The organism is Mycolicibacterium brumae (assembly GCF_025215495.1).
GTDB classification, from domain to species: domain Bacteria; phylum Actinomycetota; class Actinomycetes; order Mycobacteriales; family Mycobacteriaceae; genus Mycobacterium; species Mycobacterium brumae.
The window spans coordinates 2,044,831-2,066,103 of the sequence record NZ_CP104302.1 but is presented as its reverse complement, the minus strand read 5'-3'; the positions used below and the strand labels follow the sequence as shown (position 1 = coordinate 2,066,103).

The 21,273-nt window shown below is 69.0% G+C and carries 22 protein-coding genes and 1 tRNA gene; 8 read left to right on the top strand and 15 right to left on the bottom strand.

Annotation, left to right across the window (positions count from 1 at the left end; all coding sequences use genetic code 11):
• Positions 1–7: 7 nt before the first annotated feature.
• Positions 8–496, top strand: coding sequence for a PPOX class F420-dependent oxidoreductase (locus L2Z93_RS10030; protein ID WP_090585796.1), 489 nt, complete (start codon positions 8–10; stop codon positions 494–496).
• 25 nt (positions 497–521) lie between these two features.
• Here L2Z93_RS10030 and L2Z93_RS10025 read toward each other — a convergent pair whose 3' ends face one another.
• Positions 522–1,148 carry a hypothetical protein gene (locus L2Z93_RS10025; protein ID WP_164886107.1) on the bottom strand — a complete coding sequence of 209 codons (627 nt, stop codon included), beginning with the start codon at positions 1,146–1,148 and terminating at the stop codon, positions 522–524.
• Between the two features lie 61 nt (positions 1,149–1,209).
• Entirely contained in the window at positions 1,210–1,722 is a 513-nt protein-coding gene (locus tag L2Z93_RS10020; protein WP_090585793.1) for a ribonuclease FAU-1 family protein, read from the bottom strand.
• A gap of 111 nt (positions 1,723–1,833) precedes the next feature.
• Here L2Z93_RS10020 and L2Z93_RS10015 point away from each other — a divergent pair, with 111 nt between their 5' ends.
• Complete coding sequence (locus L2Z93_RS10015; RefSeq protein WP_234786003.1) at positions 1,834–2,133, top strand: DUF732 domain-containing protein; 300 nt, start codon at positions 1,834–1,836, stop codon at positions 2,131–2,133.
• Positions 2,134–2,350: 217 nt separating this feature from the next.
• Here the strand turns inward: L2Z93_RS10015 and L2Z93_RS10010 are convergent, their stop codons facing one another.
• The gene (locus L2Z93_RS10010; RefSeq protein ID WP_090585789.1) at positions 2,351–2,821 is read right to left on the bottom strand and encodes a DIP1984 family protein; all 471 of its coding nucleotides are present in this window, start codon (positions 2,819–2,821) and stop codon (positions 2,351–2,353) included.
• A gap of 179 nt (positions 2,822–3,000) precedes the next feature.
• Between L2Z93_RS10010 and uvrB the strand changes: the two genes are divergently transcribed.
• The 3 genes from uvrB to L2Z93_RS09995 all read left to right on the top strand — a co-directional run bounded on the left by uvrB (position 3,001) and on the right by L2Z93_RS09995 (position 6,785).
• A complete protein-coding gene (gene uvrB / locus L2Z93_RS10005) occupies positions 3,001–5,157 on the top strand; it encodes an excinuclease ABC subunit UvrB (protein ID WP_090585786.1) in 2,157 nt (718 codons plus the stop codon).
• 48 nt (positions 5,158–5,205) lie between these two features.
• Entirely contained in the window at positions 5,206–6,600 is a 1,395-nt protein-coding gene (locus L2Z93_RS10000; RefSeq protein ID WP_090585783.1) for an MFS transporter, read from the top strand.
• A gap of 111 nt (positions 6,601–6,711) precedes the next feature.
• A tRNA-Cys gene (locus tag L2Z93_RS09995) sits at positions 6,712–6,785 on the top strand.
• A gap of 66 nt (positions 6,786–6,851) precedes the next feature.
• Here the strand turns inward: L2Z93_RS09995 and L2Z93_RS09990 are convergent.
• The 10 genes from L2Z93_RS09990 to L2Z93_RS09945 all read right to left on the bottom strand — a co-directional run bounded on the left by L2Z93_RS09990 (position 6,852) and on the right by L2Z93_RS09945 (position 18,604).
• Positions 6,852–7,844, bottom strand: coding sequence for a LacI family DNA-binding transcriptional regulator (locus L2Z93_RS09990; RefSeq protein ID WP_090585780.1), 993 nt, complete (start codon positions 7,842–7,844; stop codon positions 6,852–6,854).
• A 22-nt stretch (positions 7,845–7,866) separates the two neighbouring features.
• Entirely contained in the window at positions 7,867–9,798 is a 1,932-nt protein-coding gene (locus L2Z93_RS09985) for an alpha-amylase family protein (protein ID WP_234786002.1), read from the bottom strand.
• A 4-nt stretch (positions 9,799–9,802) separates the two neighbouring features.
• Positions 9,803–10,321 (bottom strand): universal stress protein, encoded by a 519-nt coding sequence (locus L2Z93_RS09980; protein ID WP_164886108.1) that lies wholly within the window; start codon positions 10,319–10,321, stop codon positions 9,803–9,805.
• A 16-nt stretch (positions 10,322–10,337) separates the two neighbouring features.
• Positions 10,338–11,723, bottom strand: a complete 1,386-nt coding sequence (locus L2Z93_RS09975; protein ID WP_090585774.1) for an MFS transporter — start codon at positions 11,721–11,723, stop codon at positions 10,338–10,340.
• Positions 11,723–12,199, bottom strand: a complete 477-nt coding sequence (locus L2Z93_RS09970; protein ID WP_202971910.1) for an SRPBCC family protein — start codon at positions 12,197–12,199, stop codon at positions 11,723–11,725. Before L2Z93_RS09970 ends, L2Z93_RS09975 begins: the two co-directional genes overlap by 1 nt.
• 122 nt (positions 12,200–12,321) lie before the next feature.
• Positions 12,322–13,875, bottom strand: coding sequence for a tripartite tricarboxylate transporter permease (locus L2Z93_RS09965; protein WP_090585755.1), 1,554 nt, complete (start codon positions 13,873–13,875; stop codon positions 12,322–12,324).
• Positions 13,875–14,390, bottom strand: a complete 516-nt coding sequence (locus tag L2Z93_RS09960) for a tripartite tricarboxylate transporter TctB family protein (protein ID WP_090585753.1) — start codon at positions 14,388–14,390, stop codon at positions 13,875–13,877. Before L2Z93_RS09960 ends, L2Z93_RS09965 begins: the two co-directional genes overlap by 1 nt.
• A 114-nt stretch (positions 14,391–14,504) precedes the next feature.
• Entirely contained in the window at positions 14,505–15,509 is a 1,005-nt protein-coding gene (locus L2Z93_RS09955; RefSeq protein WP_090585751.1) for a Bug family tripartite tricarboxylate transporter substrate binding protein, read from the bottom strand.
• Positions 15,510–15,592: 83 nt separating this feature from the next.
• Entirely contained in the window at positions 15,593–16,966 is a 1,374-nt protein-coding gene (locus L2Z93_RS09950; RefSeq protein WP_090585749.1) for an APC family permease, read from the bottom strand.
• Between the two features lie 24 nt (positions 16,967–16,990).
• Positions 16,991–18,604 (bottom strand): amidohydrolase, encoded by a 1,614-nt coding sequence (locus tag L2Z93_RS09945; RefSeq protein ID WP_090585746.1) that lies wholly within the window; start codon positions 18,602–18,604, stop codon positions 16,991–16,993.
• Between the two features lie 152 nt (positions 18,605–18,756).
• Here L2Z93_RS09945 and L2Z93_RS09940 point away from each other — a divergent pair, with 152 nt between their 5' ends.
• The gene (locus L2Z93_RS09940; RefSeq protein WP_090585744.1) at positions 18,757–19,176 is read left to right on the top strand and encodes an organic hydroperoxide resistance protein; all 420 of its coding nucleotides are present in this window, start codon (positions 18,757–18,759) and stop codon (positions 19,174–19,176) included.
• Positions 19,177–19,182: 6 nt separating this feature from the next.
• On the opposite strand, the gene L2Z93_RS09935 is transcribed toward L2Z93_RS09940, so the two are convergent.
• On the bottom strand, positions 19,183–19,452 hold the full coding sequence (locus L2Z93_RS09935; RefSeq protein ID WP_090585741.1) for a YdeI/OmpD-associated family protein: 270 nt from the start codon (positions 19,450–19,452) through the stop codon (positions 19,183–19,185).
• A 47-nt stretch (positions 19,453–19,499) separates the two neighbouring features.
• Between L2Z93_RS09935 and L2Z93_RS09930 the strand changes: the two genes are divergently transcribed.
• Complete coding sequence (locus L2Z93_RS09930) at positions 19,500–20,210, top strand: dienelactone hydrolase family protein (RefSeq protein ID WP_162561858.1); 711 nt, start codon at positions 19,500–19,502, stop codon at positions 20,208–20,210.
• Positions 20,211–20,243: 33 nt separating this feature from the next.
• Here the strand turns inward: L2Z93_RS09930 and L2Z93_RS09925 are convergent, their stop codons facing one another.
• Positions 20,244–20,624 carry a phage holin family protein gene (locus tag L2Z93_RS09925; protein ID WP_090585736.1) on the bottom strand — a complete coding sequence of 127 codons (381 nt, stop codon included), beginning with the start codon at positions 20,622–20,624 and terminating at the stop codon, positions 20,244–20,246.
• Positions 20,625–20,766: 142 nt separating this feature from the next.
• Between L2Z93_RS09925 and L2Z93_RS09920 the strand changes: the two genes are divergently transcribed.
• Complete coding sequence (locus tag L2Z93_RS09920; protein ID WP_090585734.1) at positions 20,767–21,213, top strand: universal stress protein; 447 nt, start codon at positions 20,767–20,769, stop codon at positions 21,211–21,213.
• The last annotated feature ends 60 nt before the right edge of the window (positions 21,214–21,273 follow it).

Sequence of the window (21,273 nt, the reverse complement as noted above, 5' to 3'; positions counted from 1 at the left end):
TGGATTCATGCCTCGAATGATCGCCACGGCCAACCGCGCCAGCCTCGATGAACTCCTCGCCTTCGTCCGATCCCGGCACCGGACGATCCTGTCGACCCGGCGCGCCGACGGGTCGCCGCAGCTGTCGCCGGTCAGCGGCGGGGTCGACGAGCAGGGCCGGATCGTCATCTCGACCTATCCGGGACGCGCGAAAGCCGTGAACGCCAAGCGCGATCCGGATGTCAGCGTCTGCGTGCTGTCCGACGAATGGAATGACGGATACGTGCAGGTCGACGGCGCCGCCGAGGTGCTCGACATGCCCGAGGCCGAGGACGCCCTGGTCGACTACTTCCGCAGCATCTCCGGCGAGCACCCCGACTGGGACGACTACCGGGCGGCGATGCGCCTGCAGAACAAGTCGCTGATCCGGGTCACGCCGACCCGCTGGGGCCCGATCGCGACCGGAGGATTTCCCGCGGACGTCGCGCGTCGCCTCGATGAGGCCGACGGGAGCTGAGCTGCGTCCGGCTCAGGCAGCAGGCTCAGGCAGCCGGCGCGGGCTCCGCGTCCGGCGCGGCCTGGGTGTCCGGTTCGGCGATCGGGGCGGGGCCGGGCAGATTGACGGGGGAGTCCGTCGGGGACGCGCCGCAGGTCAGGGTGCCGTAGTCCGGATCGTCCTTGGGGCGGGTCAGCCGCGGGGCGGCCCAATGGTCGGCCTGCGCGACGATTTGATCGTCGATCAGGATCTCGCAATGCAGGTTCGCCGAATACGGCAGATCGACCGACACGGTCATGCCGGCCAGGTCGCGGTCGCTGAGCGCCGCCATCGCCTCGAAGGTGCGTCCCGGCAGCATGGTGGGGTCGGCGGATTCCAGCTGGCTGTCGGCGGAGCGGAACAGCACCCGCGCGCCGCGCGCCAGACCGTCGACGCGGGCCCGATAGGTCACGTTGACCGGCCCGTCGTCCACGGCCTCACCGGGGGCGGCGTCTTCGCCCGACGGAGCGGGTTCGCCGGGCGCCACATCGCCGGCGGGCGTGGCCACCTGAGAGGTGTCCGGCAGCGCCGGATCCGGCTCGGGATCGGCGGACGCGATCGCGGGCTGGGCGCCCAACACGGTGACAGCGCACAACGCGGCCAGCGCGGCACGCGCAGTGGGGTCGAACTTCACGTTGGGTCTCGCCTTTCACGGCCGAGGGCCGGAACATTTCGCTAGCTGGTCTCAGTATCCACTATCGCCAGCTGATCGGCATCCCGTTACCGCTCAGCCAGGAACCCAGATCGTGGCCGTGCGCCGCCAGGCCGGCGACGGCGGTCAGGGTCGTCGCCATCGCCCGCTCGGCGACTTCCGGTGTCAGCAGCCCGGCGCGGTGCGCCTCCAGGAACTCGTCGACGTCGATGACGTCGGTCCGATCTCCCCGATAGACCACCAGGTCCAGGTAGTGGTCCTCGGTGTGCCACACCTCGCCGGCCGCGCCGTCATCGATCCAGATGTCCACCACGTCGAGGTAGTGGTCTTGGGGCTTCTCATGACCGGGATTCCAGTCGTAGACGGTGGCCCGCAGGCCCAGGCTCGGCAGCAGCCAGGACTGCAGGTGGTTGAACTGCGCGCGCCCCGGGGTGGGCCGGGACAGGTACAGGCCCCACGGCGTGCGTCGGTACGCGTCGACCTCCCGGACGAACCCCTTGTTGTCGGTGTTCGTCCGGGCGGCGACGTCGAAGGTCTCGCGTTTGGGTGGGTGAATGGGCTCAGCGTAGTGCCGGGCGGCGGGTCGACCCGAGAAATTGGCGTCGGGCGGTCCTTCGGGGCGGCCTTAGATTCAGTGCGTCGAGATCGTCACGAAGGAGAGAACCAGATGCGCACTTCCAGGATCCGCGTCGTCATCGCAGGCGCCGTCATGTGCGGGGCCGCGGCGCTGGGCACGGCGGGGACTGCCGGCGCCTGGCCGACGACCGTCACCGGTGAGATGCAGACCTTCATCAACAACGCCCGAAGCGCCGGGGCCCCCGGCGACGACGACGCGCTGCTCACCCAGGGCTACCTGGCCTGCCGGATCCTCTACACCGGGCAGGGCCGGCAGGCGGCGGTCGACGCCACCAGCGACGCCGTCGTCAACGCGGCGCGGGGAACGCTCTGCACCCAGGCGCCCTCCTGATCGGGGGTGATGCCCCGTGCCCGCCCTCGTCGTCGCCGATCTGCACGCGGTGATGCGCCATGCGCGATGCGCCTTAACCTGTGCGCCGTGCGGAGCTGCAATGTGATCGAAGGAATCGAACCTTCTGCGCTGCCCTCCGCGCACCGACAGTGACCGGGCTTGGCCCGCCGGTCTGGGCTTGTGCACGCCTCGGCGACGACTACCTGCTCACACCCGATCAGTCGAGTAGATCCACCTCCCAGTTCGCGCGCTGGATCCGCACGTCCAGCTCCCGCAGCTCACGAGACACCCCGTCGGCGGCGGCCCGCACCTGGGACACCGGCAGCGCGGACAGCATCTTCAGCTCCGAGCGCAGCTGCCGCACATACCCGGAGTTGTCCGCGCCGGCCGCCGCGTCCGCCGCGGTGGTCAGCAGGTGATGCCGCCAGCGCAGCGCGTCCCGACGGGCCAGCGCGTCGGTCAGGGTGCCGTCGGCGCCCAGCTGCGCCGCGGCGTTGGTCCGGTTGATCCGACGGATCAGCGTCTCCCACTCCTCGATCAGCGCGTCCGCCTCGGCCATCAGCGCCGCGGCGTCCTCGGACGGGGTCTCACCCTCCTGATACCGCGCGTTCGCCTTCACCCGGGTGCGCAGCGCTTCGATCCGCCGCAGGGTGGTGGCCCGCAGCGACAGCGCTTCTGCCAGCTTCATGGTGCTCGTCTCCTTTTCCGGGTCTCATCTTGACGCGTGTTCGGGGGAGCGGACAACGCATTTTTGTTCGCAAGCTCACGGCTCGACCCGCTGTCGGCGCCCATGCGACAGCGGGCTCTTCGCCGTTCGCAAGCTCACGGCTCGACCCGCTGTCGGACCAAGGGCATACCCTGAAAACCATGGCATTCGCAGCGGAACACCCGGTCCTCGCGCACTCGGAGTACCGGGCCATCGAGGACGCCGTCCGATCCGACGCCCGGTTCGAAGTGGTCAGCGAATACCAGCCCGCTGGCGACCAGCCGGCCGCCATTGAGGAGCTGGAACGACGGGTCAAGGCCGGCGAGCGCGACATCGTCCTGTTGGGCGCCACCGGAACCGGCAAATCGGCGACGACGGCCTGGCTGATCGAACGGCTGCAGCGGCCCACCCTGGTGATGGCCCCCAACAAGACCCTCGCGGCGCAGCTGGCCAACGAGTTGCGGGAGATGCTGCCCAACAACGCGGTCGAGTACTTCGTCTCCTACTACGACTACTACCAACCCGAGGCGTACATCGCCCAGACCGACACCTACATCGAGAAGGACAGCTCGATCAACGACGACGTCGAGCGGCTGCGGCACTCGGCGACCTCCAGCCTGCTGTCCCGGCGCGACGTCGTCGTGGTGGCCTCGGTGTCCTGCATCTACGGCCTGGGCACCCCGCAGTCCTATCTGGACCGGTCGGTGGAATTGGCCGTCGGCGACGAGGTGCCGCGGGATCAGCTGCTGCGGCTGCTGGTCGACATCCAGTACGACCGCAACGACATGTCCTTCACCCGCGGCGCGTTCCGGGTGCGCGGCGACACCGTCGAGATCATCCCGTCGTATGAGGAACTGGCCGTGCGGATCGAGTTCTTCGGCGACGAGGTGGAGGCGCTGTACTACCTGCACCCGCTGACCGGTGACGTGGTCCGCCAGGTCGACACGCTGCGGATCTTCCCCGCAACCCATTACGTCGCAGGACCGGAGCGGATGGCCAAGGCGATCTCCGGCATCGAATCCGAACTCGAGGAGCGGCTCGCCGAGTTGGAGAACAAGGGCAAGCTGCTGGAGGCCCAGCGGCTGCGGATGCGCACCAACTACGACATCGAGATGATGCGCCAGGTCGGATTCTGCTCGGGCATCGAGAACTACTCCCGCCACATCGACGGTCGCCCGGCCGGCTCCGCGCCGGCCACCCTGCTGGACTACTTCCCCGAAGACTTCCTGATGGTGATCGACGAGTCGCACGTCACCGTCCCGCAGATCGGCGGTATGTACGAGGGCGACATGTCCCGCAAACGCAACCTGGTGGAGTTCGGTTTCCGGCTGCCGTCGGCCACCGACAACCGGCCGCTGACCTGGGAGGAGTTCGCCGAGCGGGTCGGGCAGACGGTGTACCTGTCGGCTACCCCCGGCCCGTACGAGCTGGCCCAATCCCAAGGCGAGTTCGTCGAACAGGTCATCCGCCCGACCGGGCTGGTCGACCCGAAGGTCACCGTGAAGCCCACCAAGGGCCAGATCGACGACCTGATCGGCGAGATCCGCACCCGGACCGAGCGCGATGAGCGTGTGTTGGTCACCACGCTGACCAAGAAGATGGCCGAGGACCTCACCGACTACCTGCTGGAGATGGGCATCCGGGTGCGCTACCTGCACTCCGAGGTCGACACCCTGCGCCGGGTGGAGCTGCTGCGGCAGCTGCGGCTCGGCGAGTACGACGTGCTGATCGGCATCAACCTGCTGCGCGAGGGGCTGGACCTGCCGGAGGTGTCGCTGGTGGCGATCCTGGACGCCGACAAGGAAGGTTTCCTGCGGTCACCGCGCAGCCTGATCCAGACCATCGGCCGCGCCGCCCGCAACGTCTCCGGCGAGGTGCACATGTACGCCGACAAGATCACCGATTCGATGAAGGAGGCGATCGACGAGACCGAACGCCGCCGCGCCAAGCAGATCGCCTACAACGCCGAGCACGGCATCGACCCGCAGCCGCTGCGGAAGAAGATCGCCGACATCCTCGACCAGGTCTACCGGGAAGCCGACGACACCGAAGTCGGGGTCGCCGGGTCCGGGCGCAACGCCTCCCGCGGCAGGCGCGCCCAGGGGGAGCCGGGCCGGGCGGTCAGCGCCGGGATCATCGAGGGGCGTGACATCGCGAACATGCCGCGTGCCGAGCTGGCCGACCTGATCACGGACCTGACCGAGCAGATGATGGCCGCAGCGCGGGACCTGCAGTTCGAGCTGGCCGGCCGGCTGCGCGACGAGATCGCCGACCTGAAGAAGGAACTGCGCGGGATGGACGCCGCCGGTCTGAAGTAGGGCAGCCGGTCGGCCAAGCGCGGCGCCGCGTCACCGTACGGTGTAGCCGTGACCGCATCCGAGAACCCCGCCGCCGGAAGCTGGCGGGAGCTGTTCGGCCCGCGTTACGGCCGCGCGGTGGCGGTCCTCGCCGGTGGCGTCGCGCTGTACGCCACCAACGAGTTTCTGGTGGTCAGCCTGCTGCCGTCGACCGTCGCCGACATCGGCGGCGCACGTCTCTACGCCTGGGTGACCTCGGTGTATCTGGTCGCTTCGGTGGCCGCGGCGACGACGGTCGGCGGCCTGCTGCGCCGGTTCGGGCCGCGGAACGCCTACCTGGGCGCCCTGACGGTGTTCGCCGCCGGCAGCGCGGCGTGCGCCCTGGCGCCGACGATGGAGTTGCTGCTGGCCGGCCGCGCGGTGCAGGGCGTCGGCGGCGGCGTGCTGGCGGGGCTGGGCTACGCGGTGATCAACGCCGCGCTGCCGCCGCACCTGTGGACCCGAGCCTCGGCGCTGGTCTCCACGATGTGGGGCGTCGGCAGTCTCACCGGCCCGGCCACCGGTGGGCTGTTCGCCCAGCTGGAGTTGTGGCGCTGGGCGTTCTGGACGCTGGTGGCGTTCACCGCGGTGATGGCTGTCTCGGTGCCGTTGGCGCTGCCGGTGCGGACCGCCGACCCCGAGGACAGCGAGCCGATGCGGGTCCCGGTGTGGTCGTTGCTGTTGCTCGGTGTGGCCGCGCTGGTGGTGAGCACCGCCGGCCTGCCCCGGCAGTGGTGGGGGACTGCCGCGTTGTTGGCGGCCGGCGTGGGCCTGCTGGCGGTGTTCGTGGTGGTGGACCGCCGGGCGACGGTGGCGGTGCTGCCGCCCACCGCCTACCGACCCGGGCCGCTGAAATGGATGTACGCCACCCTGGGCCTGCTGATGGCCGTGACCATGGTCGACATGTACGTGCCGCTGTTCGGGCAGCGGCTGGCCGGGTTGGCGCCGCTGGCCGCCGGCTTCCTGGCGATCACCCTGTCGGCCGGCTGGACCGGCGGCGAACTGGTCAGCGCCTCGGCCGGCCGGCCGGCGCTGGTCCGCCGCATCGTGGCGACCGCACCGGCGGTGATGGCCGTGGGGTTGGGCCTGGCGGCGCTGACGCAGCGCGCAGACGCGGGCCTGGGCCTGGTCGTGGTCTGGGCCGTCGCCTTCACCGTCACCGGTGTCGGCATCGGAATTGCCTGGCCGCACCTGTCGGCCTGGGTCATGGGTGGCGTCGACGATCCCGAGGAGGGCGGCACTGCCGCCGCGGCGATCAACACCGTGCAACTGATCTGCGGGGCGTTCGGCGCGGGCCTGGCCGGGGTGGTGGTCAACCTCACCGACGACGGTGGCGCCGCGCCGGCGCGGGCGATGTTCGGGGTGTTCGCGGTGCTGGCGTTGGCCGGCTTGTTCGCCTCGGTGCGGTCGGTGGCCCGGCGCTGACGGTCGATCGGGAATCGGCGCGGAGGTCGCCGCCGCTGCTCTCAGGATCGAATCAGCGCGCGTGCAAACCTGGGCAACGGTCCGTCATACCGGCAAGCTTGTGACTGTCACGCGGGTGTGGCTGAAGGGTTAGGCGGCGGCCTGCAAAGCCGTTTATACGGGTTCGAGTCCCGTCACTCGCTCCACGCGGAACCGCTGGCTCCGGGCACGGCGGGTCCGGATTGGCTCAGCACCTGCGACGGCCTGCGGGCTCACAGCCGGGCGCTTTCCCCGACGACCAGGTCGGCGGTGATCAACTTGCTCGGCAACTCCGTGGCGCCGTCGACCGTGTCCAACGCGCGATCGATCAGCCAGTCGCCGATGTCGGGCAGCGGTATGGCAAGCGTGGTCAGGGTCGGACGGAGCAGCCGCGCGGCCATCCCCCCGTCGAACCCGGTCACCGACAGGTCGTCGCCGATCCGGATGCCCCGCCGCGCCGCCTCGGCATAGATGTGGCCGGCCAGCACGTCGCTGCCGGACACAATCGCCGTCGGCCGCGAGTCGCGGTCCAACAGCTCCTCGACGGCCGCGTGCACCGCGGTCGGCGCGGACGCCGTGGTGCGCACCTGTCCCGCCAGCCCGGCTGCCGCGGTGGCATCCCGAAACCCGTTCTCCCGGTCCACATCCCACCGGCTGCCGGTCTGGTATCCGATGAACGCCAGGTCCCGGTGGCCGGCCGCGATCAACCGGCTGGTCAGGTCACAGACGCTGGCCCGACTGTCGATGTCGATCCAGTTCGTGGAGATCTCCGGGTCGATCCGGCCGAAGCAGGCGAACGGCACACCGCGCTCCAGCAGCGTCGGCACCCGGGGGTCGCCCGCGGCGACGTCGGCGAGGACCACGGCGTCGACGGTGCCCGAGCGGATGAGCTCATCGACGTCATCGGCGCCGTCGACCAGCACCAGGCTGTGCCGGCGGCGCCCCGCGGCCGCGGTGAGCGCCCGGATGAATTCCAGCATGATGGTGTTGGACGGATCCAGTTCCCCCGGGAAGATCGGGTGCGCGACACGTTCGGCGCGGCGGGTCCGCAGGCTGCTGGCGCCGGCGTGCGGGCGATAACCCATCCGGTCGATGACCTCCAGCACCCGGGTCCGGGTCGACGCCGCCACCCGGCCGCGGTTGCGCAGCACATTGGAGACCGTCTGGACCGACACGTTCGCCGCGTCGGCGACGTCGCGCATCGTCACTCGGCGCAGGTCGGCCACGCTGGCCTCCGTTCCCCGCCCGTCAGCACGGCGCCACCAGCCACAACGCCTGATACGGTTCCAGCCAGAGGCAGCCGTCGTCGCCGATCTGGACCGGGTTTCCGCCGAGCGCGTCGATCGCCGGAACGGCGCCCGGGTAGTGCGAGCGCACCGGCCACGGCTGCCACTGCTCGGTGACATTGAACAGCTCGACCAGTTCGCCCTGCGGGTGATCACGCAGCACCATCAGGATCCCGGGGTTGGGCCCCGGGGCCACCGCGGCGGGTGTCGCGGCGTGCAGCTGCGGCAGCGCCGACCGGGCCCGCGCCATCTGCGCCAGCCCGTGGAACAGCCGGTGTGCGACGGCGCCGTCGACAAACCGCTGCGCCTGAAGTTCGCTGCTCATCGGCCCCCGGTGCGCCCAGCGGTTGTCGGCGGCGTGCGCCGGATCCGCCTGCCAATTGGGGTCGTTGGGCATGCCGAGCTCGTCGCCCATCCAGATCACCGGGATGCCGCCCCACCCCATGATGATCGCGTGGGCGAGCAGAATCCGGCGGAGGGCAATGTCGATCGCGGCCGGATCACCGGCCGCTTCGGCGGCTTCCAGGCCGGCGAGGGCGGCCGTCGTCCCGCTGACCCGCCGGTCGCCGGTGGCCGGGTTGGGCTGGAACACCAGCCCGCGGGCCGTCGACCCGGGGAACTCGCCGAGGTAGTAGTCCGACAGAAACGAACGGTGGGCGAATCCGCCGAGTCCGACCGCGCCTGCGTCGGCGTCGTCGATCGCCCAGCCGATGTCGTCGTGGCAGCGCAGATAGCAGATCCAGGACGTGGTGGTCGGAGCTGTCGGCAGGGCGCCAAGGGCACGCACGGCCAACGCGGTGTCCCGGGTGGCCAGCATCGACCAGACCTGCGCCATCAAGGTGTTGTGGTAGGCGAGGTCGCTGGCCTTGCCGTGTGACCGCCCGCGACCGAAGTACTGGACGAGTTCCCGGGGCGCCACGATGGCCTCGGCCTTGAGCAGGGTGGCCGGCGCCGCGATTCGCAGCACGGCGCGCAGCGCCTGGGCGATCGCGTGGACTTCCGGTTGGTTCTGGCAGTTGGTGCCCTTGCGCTTCCACAGGAAGGCGATCGCGTCCAGGCGGATGACTTCCACACCGACGTTCGCCAGCCACAAGACGATGTCCGCGTACTCGAAGAACACGTCGGGGTTGGCCCAGTTGACGTCCCACTGGAAGCTGTTGAACGTGGTCCACACCCAGCCGGACAGCTCGGGATCCCAGCTGAAGCTTCCCGGAGCGAAGTCCGGGAAGACTTCCGGCAGCGTCTTCTCATACTCGTCGGGTTCGGCCCGGTCGGGATGGATGTGGAAGTAGCCCCGATAGGTTTGGTCCCCGTCCCTGGCCGCGCGAGCCCAATGATGTTCCCGGGCAACGTGATTGAGAACCAAATCGAGGACCAGGCTGATCCCGGCGGCGCGCATCGCAGCGGTGAGGTCGCGCAGATCCTGCACCGTGCCCAACGCGGGTTCCACGTCGCGGTAGTCGGCGACGGCATACCCGCCGTCGCTGTCGCCGTCGCGTGCCCGCAGCACCGGCATGAGATGCAGATAGGTCACCCCGAGTTCGGACAGGTAGGGCAGCTGCGCGCGCACCCCGCGCAGGTCGCCGCCGAGCCGGTCGCAGTAGGCGGCGTAGCCCAGCATCGCCGGCTCCTGGAACCAGTCCGGGGCGAGGGTGCGGGCCTGGTCCAGGCGATGCAGGTCGGCGGGCCGGTCCCGGTAGGCGCGAGCAGCCGCCTCGATCAGACGACGCTGCAGCGCCGCCGCCGACTCGGCCGGATAGAGCAGCGCCAACGCCGCGCGCAGATCGGGCAGCCAGCGCCGCACGCGCAGCTCGAAGAGGTCACGCCGGTCCGGGGAAAGCCCGGCGAGGATGTCGTCGACCGCCGAACGGTCGGGGGCCACCCGGTTGTCCAAGCTGCTAATCGGCGCCCGCCGATGTCGCGGGGTGATCCTCTGGCACTTCGAGTTCGCCGGTCTCCTCGGCCGGCCGCACCACCAGCACATCGCACGGGGCGCGCTTGGTCACCTCGGTGGCCACCGTCCCCAACAATCGCTCGGCGAGGGACCGGTGATGACGGGCGCCCACCACGATCAGCTGCGCCTCGCGCTCGGTGGCGACGTTCACCAGCACCGCCGCCGGGTCACCGTCGACGAGCAACGCCGCGCCGATGGTGGCTCCGTACTCCTGGGCGATCGCCACGGCTTCGGCGATCGCCGTGCTGGCCGCCGCTCGGCCAGGCACCTGGCCCATCCGGGCGTCCCCGCCCAGGGTCGCGACGTTCTTGGCGTCGAGTCGGCGCGTCATCTCGGCGAACGCGCAGACGATCACCAGGTCGGCGTCTTCGCGCCTGGCGGCCAGCGCTGCCCGGGCCACCGTCGGACCGGCCAGCGCCGAACCGTCGGTGCCCACCACGATGGTGCGGTAATTGTTCAGCATCCCGAGACCTCTCTCCTCAGTGGCCCGCGGGCATCGCGGTGACGGCGTCGACGTCGCGCACCATCGGCGGTTCTTTGATCCAGCTCATCGCCAGCGCGGCCAGCGCCAGCAGCACGCCGGCGAACATGATGGCGTTGCCCGGGTCGTTGTCCAGCAGCGTCTGGTAGATGGCGCCGAAGGTGAGCGTCTGGATCAGCATCGGGATGACGATCATCATGTTGATGATCCCCATGTACACCCCGTAGCGGTTGGACGGAATCATCCGGACCGCCATGATGTACGGCACGCCCATGATCGACGCCCACGCGATGCCGAGCCCGATGATCGGAATGAACATCGCGTATTTGTTGGTCAGGTGCGGGAACACGAGCAGTCCGACGGTGGCGCACAGCAGGCAGGCGATGTGCACGAATTTCGCGCCGCGCCGGCGGGCGAACGCGACCAGGGAGAAGGCCACGGTGAACGTGACTATGTTGTACCAGCCGTTGATCAGGCCGGTCCAGCCCACCGCTTCGGCGTACTCATCGGAATGCGTGTCCTGGGTGCCGAACGCCGACTGCGCGATCGACAGCGCGACGAACTGCCAGTAGCAGAACATCGCGTACCACTGAAACAGGTAGACCAGCGCCAGCTTTCGCAGTTCCCGCGGCATGTCGACGATGGCGTCCCAGATCTCGCGGACGGCGGAGATCAGCCCGCCCTTCTTGGCGCGCAGCGCCGCGAGTTCGGCCTCGGTGGGCGGAATCTCCGGCGTTTTCAGCACCGAGATCAGCACCGTGGTGATGGAGCAGACCGAGCCGAGCATGAACGAGCCGACCACCCAGTAGGGGATGCCCGCATCGGTCGCGCCGGTGATGAACTTCTGGAAGACGAACAGCGAAACGTTGGCCAGGGTGATCCCGAAACCGGTGAAGAAGCTCTGCGCGAGAAAGCCTTTCGCCAGCTGCGAGGGCGGCAGCTTGTCGGCGATCAGCGCGCGGTAGGGCTCCATCGCGGTGTTGTTGCTCGCGTCGAGCAGCCACAGCAGCAGGACGGCCATCCAAAGCGCGGCGGCGAACGGGAACAGGAACAGACACACCGAGCAGCCGATCGCGCCGATGATGAAGTACGGCTTGCGTCGGCCGAAACGCGGGCTCCAGGTCCGGTCGCTGAGGGCGCCGATCAACGGCTGGATGAGCAGCCCGGTGATCGGTCCGGCGAGGTTGAGGATCGGCAGACTGTGCGGATCGGCGTCTAGGAACGTGAAGATCGGGTTGACCGCGGTCTGCTGCATGCCGAAGCTGTACTGGATCCCGAAGAATCCCAGGTTCATCAGCAGAATCTGCTGCATCGTCATCAGCGGCTTGCGCCGGACGACGGTGGCCTGGCCGCCGTCCGCGCTCACAGCTCCGGTGTCGGCCATCAGGCGCTCTCCTTGCTCTTGGCGTCGAGGTAGTCCTGCAATCGGGTGAGTTCGCGTTCCCAGCCGAGGCTGTGCTCTTCGGCGACGGCTTCGTCGTAGGGGCCCTGGATGATCCGGATCAGCGTGCCGTCGCGACCGGTTTTGAGGAACTCGACCCGAAGCTCCAGTGGTATGTCCGGATCGATCCCGGGGTCTCCGGTGATCCGCTGCCGGGCGACGAACACATCGGGTGCGAAGAATTCGGTGAAGACCGCGTCGGTGGTCACCCGGACCGCCGGCTGGTCGTCGCGGACTTTGACGTGATGGTGGTGGCCGCCGAGGCGCAGCTCGGAGGTCACGGTGTCGGCCTCGACGTGCCAGCCGGGGCTGCCGCGCCAGGCCGCCATCTCGTCCGGATCGGTCCACGCGCGAAACAGCACCGCGCTGGATGGGCGGAAAACTCGCTCGACGACGAGCATGACGTTCGCAGTGATCACTCGCTCCAATCCCGTGGCGCGCCAGTTCTGCACGGCGCGAGAGGTGGATAGGTGTGATGTGGTTTATCGTTCCATCACAGTGTGATCAATATCGCATTCAGTGCCGAATGGTGTCAAGAGTCTCAGTCGAGGTCGCGCACTTTGCCGCTGTCGACGGCGGCTTCGATCTCCGGATCCTCGGCGTCCTTGCGCAGCCGGACCTTGCTGTACACGCTGAACACGATGACGCCGATCAGCAGTGTGTACAGGGTGATGGTGATCGGGGAGCTGATCAGGGTCATCGGGTTGTTCTCGGAGTTGTTCATCGCCTCCCTCAGCGACGACTCAGCCAGCGGGCCGAGGATCACCGCGATCAGCACCGGGGCCAGCGGAACGTCGAAGCGGCGCATGGCGAAGCCGATGAGGCCCAGGATGATCATGAAGACGACGTCGATCATCGCCGCGCTGGCCGCGTACACACCGAAGCAGGCGAACATGCCGATGCCCGCGTACAGGTAGGCCTTCTCGATCCTGAGCAGCCGGGCCCACAGCGGGGCGAAGGGCATGTTCAGGATGAGCAGCACGACCATGCCGATGAACAGGCTGGCCAGCAGCGCCCACACCAGGTCGGCGTTGCGGACGAACAGCAGCGGACCCGGCTGCATGCCGTACTGCATGAACGCCGCCAGCAGCATCGCCGCAGTCGCCGAGGTGGGCAGGCCCAACGCCAGCAGGGCGCCCATCGCGGTGCCGGCGGTCGCGTTGCCGGCCGCCTCGGGCGCGGCGACGCCCCGGATTGCGCCCTTGCCGAACTGCGGGTCGTCGCTGCGGGCGTCCAGTCGCTTCTCCACACCGTAGGCCAGGAACGTCGGAACCTCCGCACCGCCGGCCGGGATGACGCCGAACGGGACGCCGAAGGCGGTGCCGCGCAGCCAGGCCGGCAGTGCCTTCTTGTATTCGGCGAGCGACAGGAACGCCCGCCCGGTCGACGGGGTGAAACTGCGGTCGTCGGGGCGGCCGAGCCGGGACGCGATGTAGATGACCTCGCCGACGGCCAGCATGGCCACCGTGATGACGACGATGCTGACCCCGTCGAACAGCGCGATGTTGCCGAAGGTGAACCGCTGGGTGCCGCTGACCTGATCGGTGCCGATCATCGCCAGTGTCAACCCGATCAGCAGCCCCGCCAGGCCCTTGACCACCGAATCCGACACCACCGCGGAAGTGGCCAGGAACGCGAAGATGGCCAGCGCGAAGTATTCGCCGGGGCCGAACGTGGTGGCCAGGTTCGCCAACGTCGGGGCGAAGAACACCACCAGCACGGTGGCGATCATGCCGCCGATGAACGCGCCTAGCGCCGAAGTGGCCAGCGCCTGCGCGCCGCGACCGCGTCTGGCCATCAGGTGCCCCTCGAAGGAGCCGGCGATGGCTGTCGAGTTGCCGGGGGTGTTCATCAGGATGCCGGCGATGGAGTCGCCGAACAGTCCGCCGAAGTAGATGCCGGCGAACATGACCAGCGCGGCCAGCGGGTCCAAGGTGAAGGTGATCGGCAGCAGCAGCGCCACCGCCATCGCCGACCCGAGACCCGGCAGCACGCCGACCGCGGTGCCGATGACCGCGCCGATGAAGACGTAGAGCAGGTTGACCGGGGTGAGAACGTCGGCGAAACCGCCGAGCAGACCGACAATCGAATCCATCAGAACATTCCCATCACGCCGGCCGGCAGGTTCAGCCCCAGCATCCCGGCGAAGATCAGCTGCATGATCGAGGATGCGGCGAGGCCGATCAGCAGGTTGAACACGTAGCGGGTATTGCCCAGGCCGACGGTCAACCCCCAGAACACCAGCGCCGCGGAGATGATCCAGCCGGCCGGCTGCAGCAGCACCGCGAACCCGACGAACGAGCCGACGGTGATCGCGACGGCCCGCCAGTTACTGCTGGGGTCGGCCGATGTGCCCTCCTCGTCGACCTCCGGGATCTCGGGGTTACGCAGGATGCTGATCGCCAGAAACGCGGCGACGATGAAGCAGCCGACGGCGGTGATCCACGGAAACGCTTTGGGCCCGAACAGCGAATCCTTGCCCGAGATGTCCATGTCCTGGATGCCGATGATGAGGAACACCCCGAGCACCACCAGCAGCGCCGGCATGATCAGCGCGCTGCGGCCGGCCCAGAACCGGCGGCCGGACTCGGTCTTAGTGGCGGTGCTCATACGCTCGCTCCTCCTCGGGCCTCGTACCTCGCCCCGCATCGTCGACTCGCGGTGCTCATACGCTCGCTCCTCCTCGGGCCTCGTACCTCGCCCCGCATCGTCGACTCGCGGTGCTCACTGGTCCAGCCCCAGTTCGGTCACCAGGGTGCTGATCCGCTGCTGCTCCTCGACGAGGAACTTGCCGAACTCGTCACCGGTCAGGAAGGACTCCTTCCAGCGATTGCGTTTGACGACGGCCTCCCAATGCTCGGTCCCGGTCATTTCGGTGACGATGCCGATGAGTTCGGTCTGCTGCTCGGGCGTCAGGCCCGGGGGAGCGACCATCCCGCGCCAGTTCACCAGGTCCACCGCCGGATACCCGGCCTCGGCGGCCGTCGGCGCTTCCAGGCCCTCCAGGCGGTCGGGCGCCACCACCATCAGCGGGCGGAGCTTCCCGTCGGCGAGCATGTCGCGGAAGTCGTTGAATCCGCTGACCCCGACGTTCGGGGTGCCGTGCGCGGTGGACAGCAGGTTGATGGTGAGCTCGCCGCCGCCGGCATAGGCGCTGTAGCGGATCCTGTTCATGTCGATGCCAGCGGCGCGGGCCAATTGGCCGACGATCAGGTGATCCACCCCGCCAGCCGAACCGCCGCCGATCGGCATCCCCTCCGGGTGCTCCTTCCACGCGGCCAGGAAGTCCTCGAAGGTCTGGAACGGTGAATCCGCCGACACCACGAACACGTCGAAGTCCTCGGCGAGCCGGGCGATCGGGGTGGTGTCAGCCAGCGTGATCTCCGAATGGTTGCGGGCGATGCCGCCGAGCATCACCGTGCCGGTCACCATCATGGTGGTGCCGTCGCCGTCGAGCCGGCTGAGCTGGCTCAAGCCGATGGTGCCGCCGGCGCCGGGCACGTTGACCACCTGGACGTTGTTGACGATGCCGTCGGTGCGCAACGCCTGCTGCGCCTCCCGGGCCACCAGATCCCAGCCGCCGCCGGCGGCGGCCGGCGCGATGAGGATCATCTTGGACCGGGCGTCGGCGCCCGCCCCGCTCTGGTTGGCGTTGATTCCCGCGGCGACGACGAGCGCCAGGACGCACAACACTCCCACGGCCCATTTGGCGGCTGACGGGATGCGCATCAGACTCCTTCCGCGACGTCAGCGCTGACGTCCGGCTAGCAGTATGAGGCCGATCACACGGTCGGCGAGGGGTAAACCGCGACTCAGTGTCCTTCGATCTCCAGGGTGGGGGTCGGGCGGCGGAAGCCGCGGGTGACCGCCAGCAACCAGCAGAACCCGATGGCCAGCCAGCTCAGGCCGATCACCAGCGACATTCCAGACAGGCTGGTCCACAACCAGGCGGTCAGGATGAAACCGGTCAGCGGCAGCACCAGGAACCAGACGACGTCCATCCCGGAGCGGCGCTGCTCGTCGAAGAAGTAGTGCTTGATCACCGACAGGTTGACCACCGAGAACGCCGCCAGCGCCCCGAAGCTGATCAGCGAGGCCAGCACCGACAGGTCGATCAACAGCGCCAGCATCGACACCGCGCTGACCACCAGGATGGCCCAGGTGGGCGTGCTGAACTTCACCGACACATGGCCGAAGACCTTCTTCGGCAGGATGCCGTCGCGGCCCATCGCGTACAGGATGCGCGACACCGCCGCCTGCGACGTCAGCGCCGAACCGATGCAGCCGGCCACGTAGGCGGCCGTGAAGAAGGTGTCCAGGAACTGTCCGCCGGCGCTGCGCATCACGTCCAGCGCGCCGGAGTCGACGTCGGTGAATTCGTTGGACGGGAACACCAGCTGGGAGATGTAGGACAGCAGGATGAAGATAAGGCCGGACAGGATGGTCGCGGTCAGAATCGCGCGCGGCACATTGCGCTCTGGCGCGCGGGCCTCTTCGGAAAGCGTTGACACGGCGTCGAATCCGAGGAACGACAGGCACAGCACCGCGGAGCCGGCGAAGATCACGCCCAGCCCGGTGGCGGATCCGTCACCGGTGACGGGGGCCATCAGGCTGACATTGTCGTTGCCGGAGATCTTCACCACCGAGAGCACCAGGAACGTGCCGATGAAGACGGTCTGCACGGCGATGATGACGAAGTTCGCCCGCGCCACCGAACTGATGCCGATCAGGTTCAGCGCCGTCACTCCGAGGATGGCGAGCAGCACGAACACCCAGGCCGGGATGTTCGGGAATGCCGCGTCCAGGTAGATCCCGATGACCAGGTAGTTGATCATCGGCAGGAACAGGTAGTCCAGCAGCAGCGACCAGCCGGACAGGAAACCCACCGGAGCGCCGAAACTCTTCTGCGCGTAGGTGTATGCCGATCCGGCGACCGGGTAGGCCTGGGACATTTTGGCGTAGGACCAGGCCGTGAACACCATCGCGATGAGCGTCACCGCGTACGCCAGCGGCACCCGGCCGCCGGTTTCCTCGGTGACGATGCCGTAGGTGGTGAACACCGTCAGCGGCACCATGTACACCAGGCCGAACAGCACCAGCGACGGCAGCCCGAGGGCCCGGCGCAGGTGGCCCTCGCTCTCGTCGAATAGCGGGTTCGGCGCCGCGGCGTTGGTTGGGATCGTCATCGCTGATGCCCTTTCCTGGTGTCCTCAGAGGCTGGAGTGGGCCGGTAGTCCGCGCAAATACGTTGCGCGCACCGGGATCTGGGGCAACTCCAGCGGGGGCGTGCGGCGCGGGTCCTGCCCCAGCCAGAGCAGATCGGCACTGGCGCCGGGCACGATCCGGCCCCAAGTATTCTCCGCAAACCCCTGGTACGCGACCGCAGCCGAATACGCCGCCAGCGCGGCTTCGATGTCGAGGGTCTCGTGCGGGGTCCAGCCACCGGCCGGCTCGCCCTCGGCGGTCTGCCGGGAGACTCCGACCGCGATGCCTTCCAGCGGCGCGCCGGAGGACACCGGCCAGTCCGAGCCGAGCGACAGCGCCGCCCCGGTCTGCGCGATCGTGCGCAGTTGGTACTGCCGGTCGGAGCGCTCCGGACCCAGCCGCGGAACGGTCAGCACGTTCATCAGCGCGTCCTGCTGCGCCCACAGCGGCTGCATGTTCGGGATCACTCCCAGCGCGGTGAACCGGTTGATGTCATCGGGGTGGACCAGCTGTGCGTGCGCGATCACCGGCCGCCGGTCGCGAGCTCCGTTGCTGTCCACCACGTGCTCGATCGCGTCCAGCGACTGACGGACCGCGGCGTCGCCGATGGCGTGGATGTGGATCTGCAGCCCCAGCTCGTCGACCCGGCGGGCCGCCTCGGCCAGTGAGTCGCCCTCCCAGGTCTGCATGCCGTGGCTGTGCAGCCCCGAGCAGTAGGGCTCCAGCAGCGCGCCGGTCTCGTTCTCGACGACCCCGTCGGCGAAGAACTTCACCGTGTTCGCGGTCAGCAGCGGGTTGTCGGCGTCGATCACCGACTGCCGGGCCGCGGCGTAGTCGCCGACCTGCTGGTCGAAGTGCCTGGGATCGGCGTAGAGCGCCAGGTTGAACCGCATCCGCAGCGCGTCGCGGCGGGCGGCCGCGACGTAGGTGAGCACATCGGCCGGAGTCACCCAGGCGTCTTGGGCCCAGGTCACCCCGTGCGACAGCAGATAGTCGGCGGCGGCGCCCAGCGCGCCGATCCGGGTCTGCTCGTCGTGCGCCGGCATCACGTTCATCACCAGGTCGACCGCGCCCCACTCCCGCAAGGTGCCGAGCACGGAGCCGTCGGCGCGGTGTGGGATCTCGCCGAGCGGCGGGTCCGGGGTGTCGGCGGTGATGCCGGCCCGCCGTAGCGCTTCGGAGTTGCACCACACCGTGTGGTAATCCCAGGCCCGCAGCACCACCGGACGGTCGCCGACGGCGGCGTCGAGCCAGCGGGCGTCGAACAGGCCGCCGGGCGCCAGGCTGCCGTCGTAGGAGGCTCCGGTGATCCACTCCTGGTCGGGGTGCGCGTCGGCGAACGCCTTCACCGCGGCGACGATCTCGTCGACGGATCGGCACGGCCGAACCCGCGGTCCGACCGATTCCAGGCCGCCGGGCAGCGGATGGGAGTGCCCGTCGCCGAAGGACGGCATCAGGAATCCGCCGTCGAGGTCGACGCGCTCGGCCCCGGCGTCGACCCGCTCCCGGGCCTGCTCGCCGGTGGCCAGGACCGTCCCTTCGGCGATCAGCAAGGCGTCGGTGTCCCGGTCGCCGGTCCAGATCGCCCCGCCGGTGAACAACGTCTGCTGTGCTGCCATCACGCTCCTCCGCCGGAAGTCAAGGCATCAGTTTCGCGCCCGGGCGCCGATTCCGCTGGACATCCTGCGAACTGTGTTGGCGCGGATAGGGTTAACGGAGGTTTCCTTCACGCGACATCGGGAACCCTGGTCAATAGACGAGAGGATCGAAGATGGGCATCGTGTACACCGCCGAGGCGCTTTCCACCGGGGACGGCCGCAACGGGCGCGGGCGCAGTTCGGACGGCAAGCTCGACGTCGCCCTGGCGATGCCGCCGGAGATGGGTGGCAGCGGCGACGGCACCAACCCCGAGCAATTGTTCGCCGTCGGCTATGCGGCGTGTTTCCATTCCGCGCTGCGGATGATCGGCCGGGAGGCGAAGGCCGATATGAGTGACTCCGCCGTCGGCTCCCGGGTGTCGCTGGTGTCCGATGACCCCAGTTTCAAGCTCGCCGTGGAACTGGAGATCACGTTGCCGCACGTCGACGGCGACACCGCCCGTGAGTTGACCGAGAAGGCGCACCAGGTGTGCCCGTACTCGAAGGCCACCCGCGGCAATATCGACGTGAAGCTGACCGTCACCGACGACTGACCGGGGCTAAGCGTGGCCGGTGCGCTCCCGGTGTTTGCAACCGGGCCAGCAACACGGCCGGCGTTTGCCTTCCTCCAACTCCTCCCGGGTGCGCCGGATCCGCCGCGCCCGGGTCGGGGCCTGCTTGGCGTCCTCGACCCAGCAGATGAATTCGTTGCGGGCCAGGGGAGTGATGTCGTTCCAGGCGTCCAGCACCGCCGGGTCGGCGATCAGCTCGGCGCGCAGATCGTCGGGCAGCTCGTGGACGACGCCGCCGGGGACTTCTGCGGAACTCACCCGTCCCAGGGTAGCCGCGCATCGCCTTCGCCCCTAAGCTCGCGAGCGTGCCAACCATTGCGGTGCGGGCCCCCGCGGGAACGTTGACCGTAGAGATCTTCGAGCCGGCCGCAGCCGGCGCGCGGCCGCTTCCGGGTGTGGTGCTGCTGCACGACCTGCTCGGTCTCGGCGACGAGATCCGCCGGGTGGCGAGGCTCATCGCAGACCGCGGCTACCTGGTCGCGGCGCCCGATCTGTACAGCAGACGTTCCCGGGTCCGCTGCGTGGTGCGCCAGGTCGGCGAGGTGATGCGCGCCCGCGGGGAGACCTTCGACGACATCGACGCGACCCGTCGGGCGCTGGCCGACCTGCCCGGGTGCGGCGGCTCGATCGGCGTCGTCGGATTCTGCCAGGGTGGGCGATTCGCGCTGCTGGTGGCCGGGACCGGGGACTACGACGCGGCCGCCCCGTTCTACGGCACGCCGTTGCCACCGAAGATCGAGCAGCGGTTGACCGGCGTGTGCCCGGTGGTGGCGAGCTTCGGCGGGAAGGACCCGTGGAATCCCCGCGGGACGGCCGGGCCCCAAGTGCGCGACATCCTGGAGCGGCTGGACGTCGAGCATGATGTGGCGGTCTACCCGGAGGCCGGGCACGCGTTTGCCAACCGGTACCCCGCGCAGCCCGTGCTGCGGGTCGCGCGGTTCGGCTACGACGACGCCGCGGCCGCCGACGCCTGGGATCGGGTGTTCGCGTTCTTCGCCGCCCATCTGCGGCGGTGAGGTTCGCCACTCGTCCCACCCGCCGGGCCCCTGCTAGCCCTTGATCAGCGAGTCCAGCGCCCAGCTGACCAGCGACAACACGATCGCGCCCCAGATCGCCTGCCACCAGAACGGGTGCACCGACAGGCCCCAGTGGGTGGTGTGCTCGGTGATCCACGAGGTGATCATGAGCATCAGCGCGTTGATGACGATGTGCACCAGGCCGAGGGTCAGGATGTACAGCGGAATCGCCAGGACCTGCACAATCGGCTTGATCACCGCGTTGACCAGCCCGAAAATCACCGCCACCACGAAGATGACGCCGATCCGCGCCATGGCGGTGTCGCCGCCGACGAACTGCACGCCGGGAACGATCAGCGTGACCACCCAGAGTGCTAAACCGACCAGTCCGGTTCTCCATAGGAATGCGCCCATGACGACGATCCTGACATGGACTCCTGTTTGCGGGCGTGTCCGACGCGACACCGAAAAAGCGAACGTCGGGGGTATGTTTCGGGCTAATGTTCACAAGTTGGCTGTGCAACCGAACTGCAACCGAACCCCTGGGAGGTCATGGATGAGCGGCTACAAGACTGTGCTGGTCGGCACGGACGGGTCCGACTCGTCGCTGAAGGCCGTGGAGCGGGCCGGCGCGCTGGCCGGCGATGAGGGCTCCAAGGTCGTCATCGCCACGGCGTACTTCCCGGCCCACGCGGATTCCCGCGCCGCCGACGTCTTGAAGGATGAGGGCTACAAGGTGTCGGGCAACGCCCCGATCTACGCCATCCTGCAGGAGGCCAAGGACCGCGCGACCGCCGCCGGCGCCTACCAGGTCGTCGAGCGCGCCATCGAGGGCGCCCCGGTGGACGCGCTGGTCGAGCTGGCCAACGAGATCGACGCGGACCTGCTGGTCGTCGGCAACGTCGGCCTGAGCACCATCGCCGGACGGTTGCTGGGCTCGGTCCCGGCGAACGTCGCCCGCAAGGCCAAGTGCGACGTCCTGATCGTCCACACCTCTAACTAGGCGCCGCCCGCACGGCCCCGCCGGTCCGCGTGACCGGCGGGGCCGAGGCGTGCGTGGGCG

What these genes read in the sequence shown, in the direction of transcription:
- L2Z93_RS10030 (WP_090585796.1), top strand. Translation starts at nt 8, where the DNA reads ATGCCTCGAATGATCGCCACGGCCAACCGCGCCAGCCTCGATGAACTC.
- L2Z93_RS10015 (WP_234786003.1), top strand. Translation starts at nt 1,834, where the DNA reads ATGCGCACTTCCAGGATCCGCGTCGTCATCGCAGGCGCCGTCATGTGC.
- L2Z93_RS10010 (WP_090585789.1), bottom strand. Translation starts at nt 2,821, where the DNA reads ATGAAGCTGGCAGAAGCGCTGTCGCTGCGGGCCACCACCCTGCGGCGG.
- uvrB (WP_090585786.1), top strand. Translation starts at nt 3,001, where the DNA reads ATGGCATTCGCAGCGGAACACCCGGTCCTCGCGCACTCGGAGTACCGG.
- L2Z93_RS09980 (WP_164886108.1), bottom strand. Translation starts at nt 10,321, where the DNA reads ATGCTGAACAATTACCGCACCATCGTGGTGGGCACCGACGGTTCGGCG.
- L2Z93_RS09975 (WP_090585774.1), bottom strand. Translation starts at nt 11,723, where the DNA reads ATGGCCGACACCGGAGCTGTGAGCGCGGACGGCGGCCAGGCCACCGTC.
- L2Z93_RS09965 (WP_090585755.1), bottom strand. Translation starts at nt 13,875, where the DNA reads ATGGATTCGATTGTCGGTCTGCTCGGCGGTTTCGCCGACGTTCTCACC.
- L2Z93_RS09960 (WP_090585753.1), bottom strand. Translation starts at nt 14,390, where the DNA reads ATGAGCACCGCCACTAAGACCGAGTCCGGCCGCCGGTTCTGGGCCGGC.
- L2Z93_RS09955 (WP_090585751.1), bottom strand. Translation starts at nt 15,509, where the DNA reads ATGCGCATCCCGTCAGCCGCCAAATGGGCCGTGGGAGTGTTGTGCGTC.
- L2Z93_RS09950 (WP_090585749.1), bottom strand. Translation starts at nt 16,966, where the DNA reads ATGACGATCCCAACCAACGCCGCGGCGCCGAACCCGCTATTCGACGAG.
- L2Z93_RS09945 (WP_090585746.1), bottom strand. Translation starts at nt 18,604, where the DNA reads ATGGCAGCACAGCAGACGTTGTTCACCGGCGGGGCGATCTGGACCGGC.
- L2Z93_RS09940 (WP_090585744.1), top strand. Translation starts at nt 18,757, where the DNA reads ATGGGCATCGTGTACACCGCCGAGGCGCTTTCCACCGGGGACGGCCGC.
- L2Z93_RS09925 (WP_090585736.1), bottom strand. Translation starts at nt 20,624, where the DNA reads ATGGGCGCATTCCTATGGAGAACCGGACTGGTCGGTTTAGCACTCTGG.
- L2Z93_RS09920 (WP_090585734.1), top strand. Translation starts at nt 20,767, where the DNA reads ATGAGCGGCTACAAGACTGTGCTGGTCGGCACGGACGGGTCCGACTCG.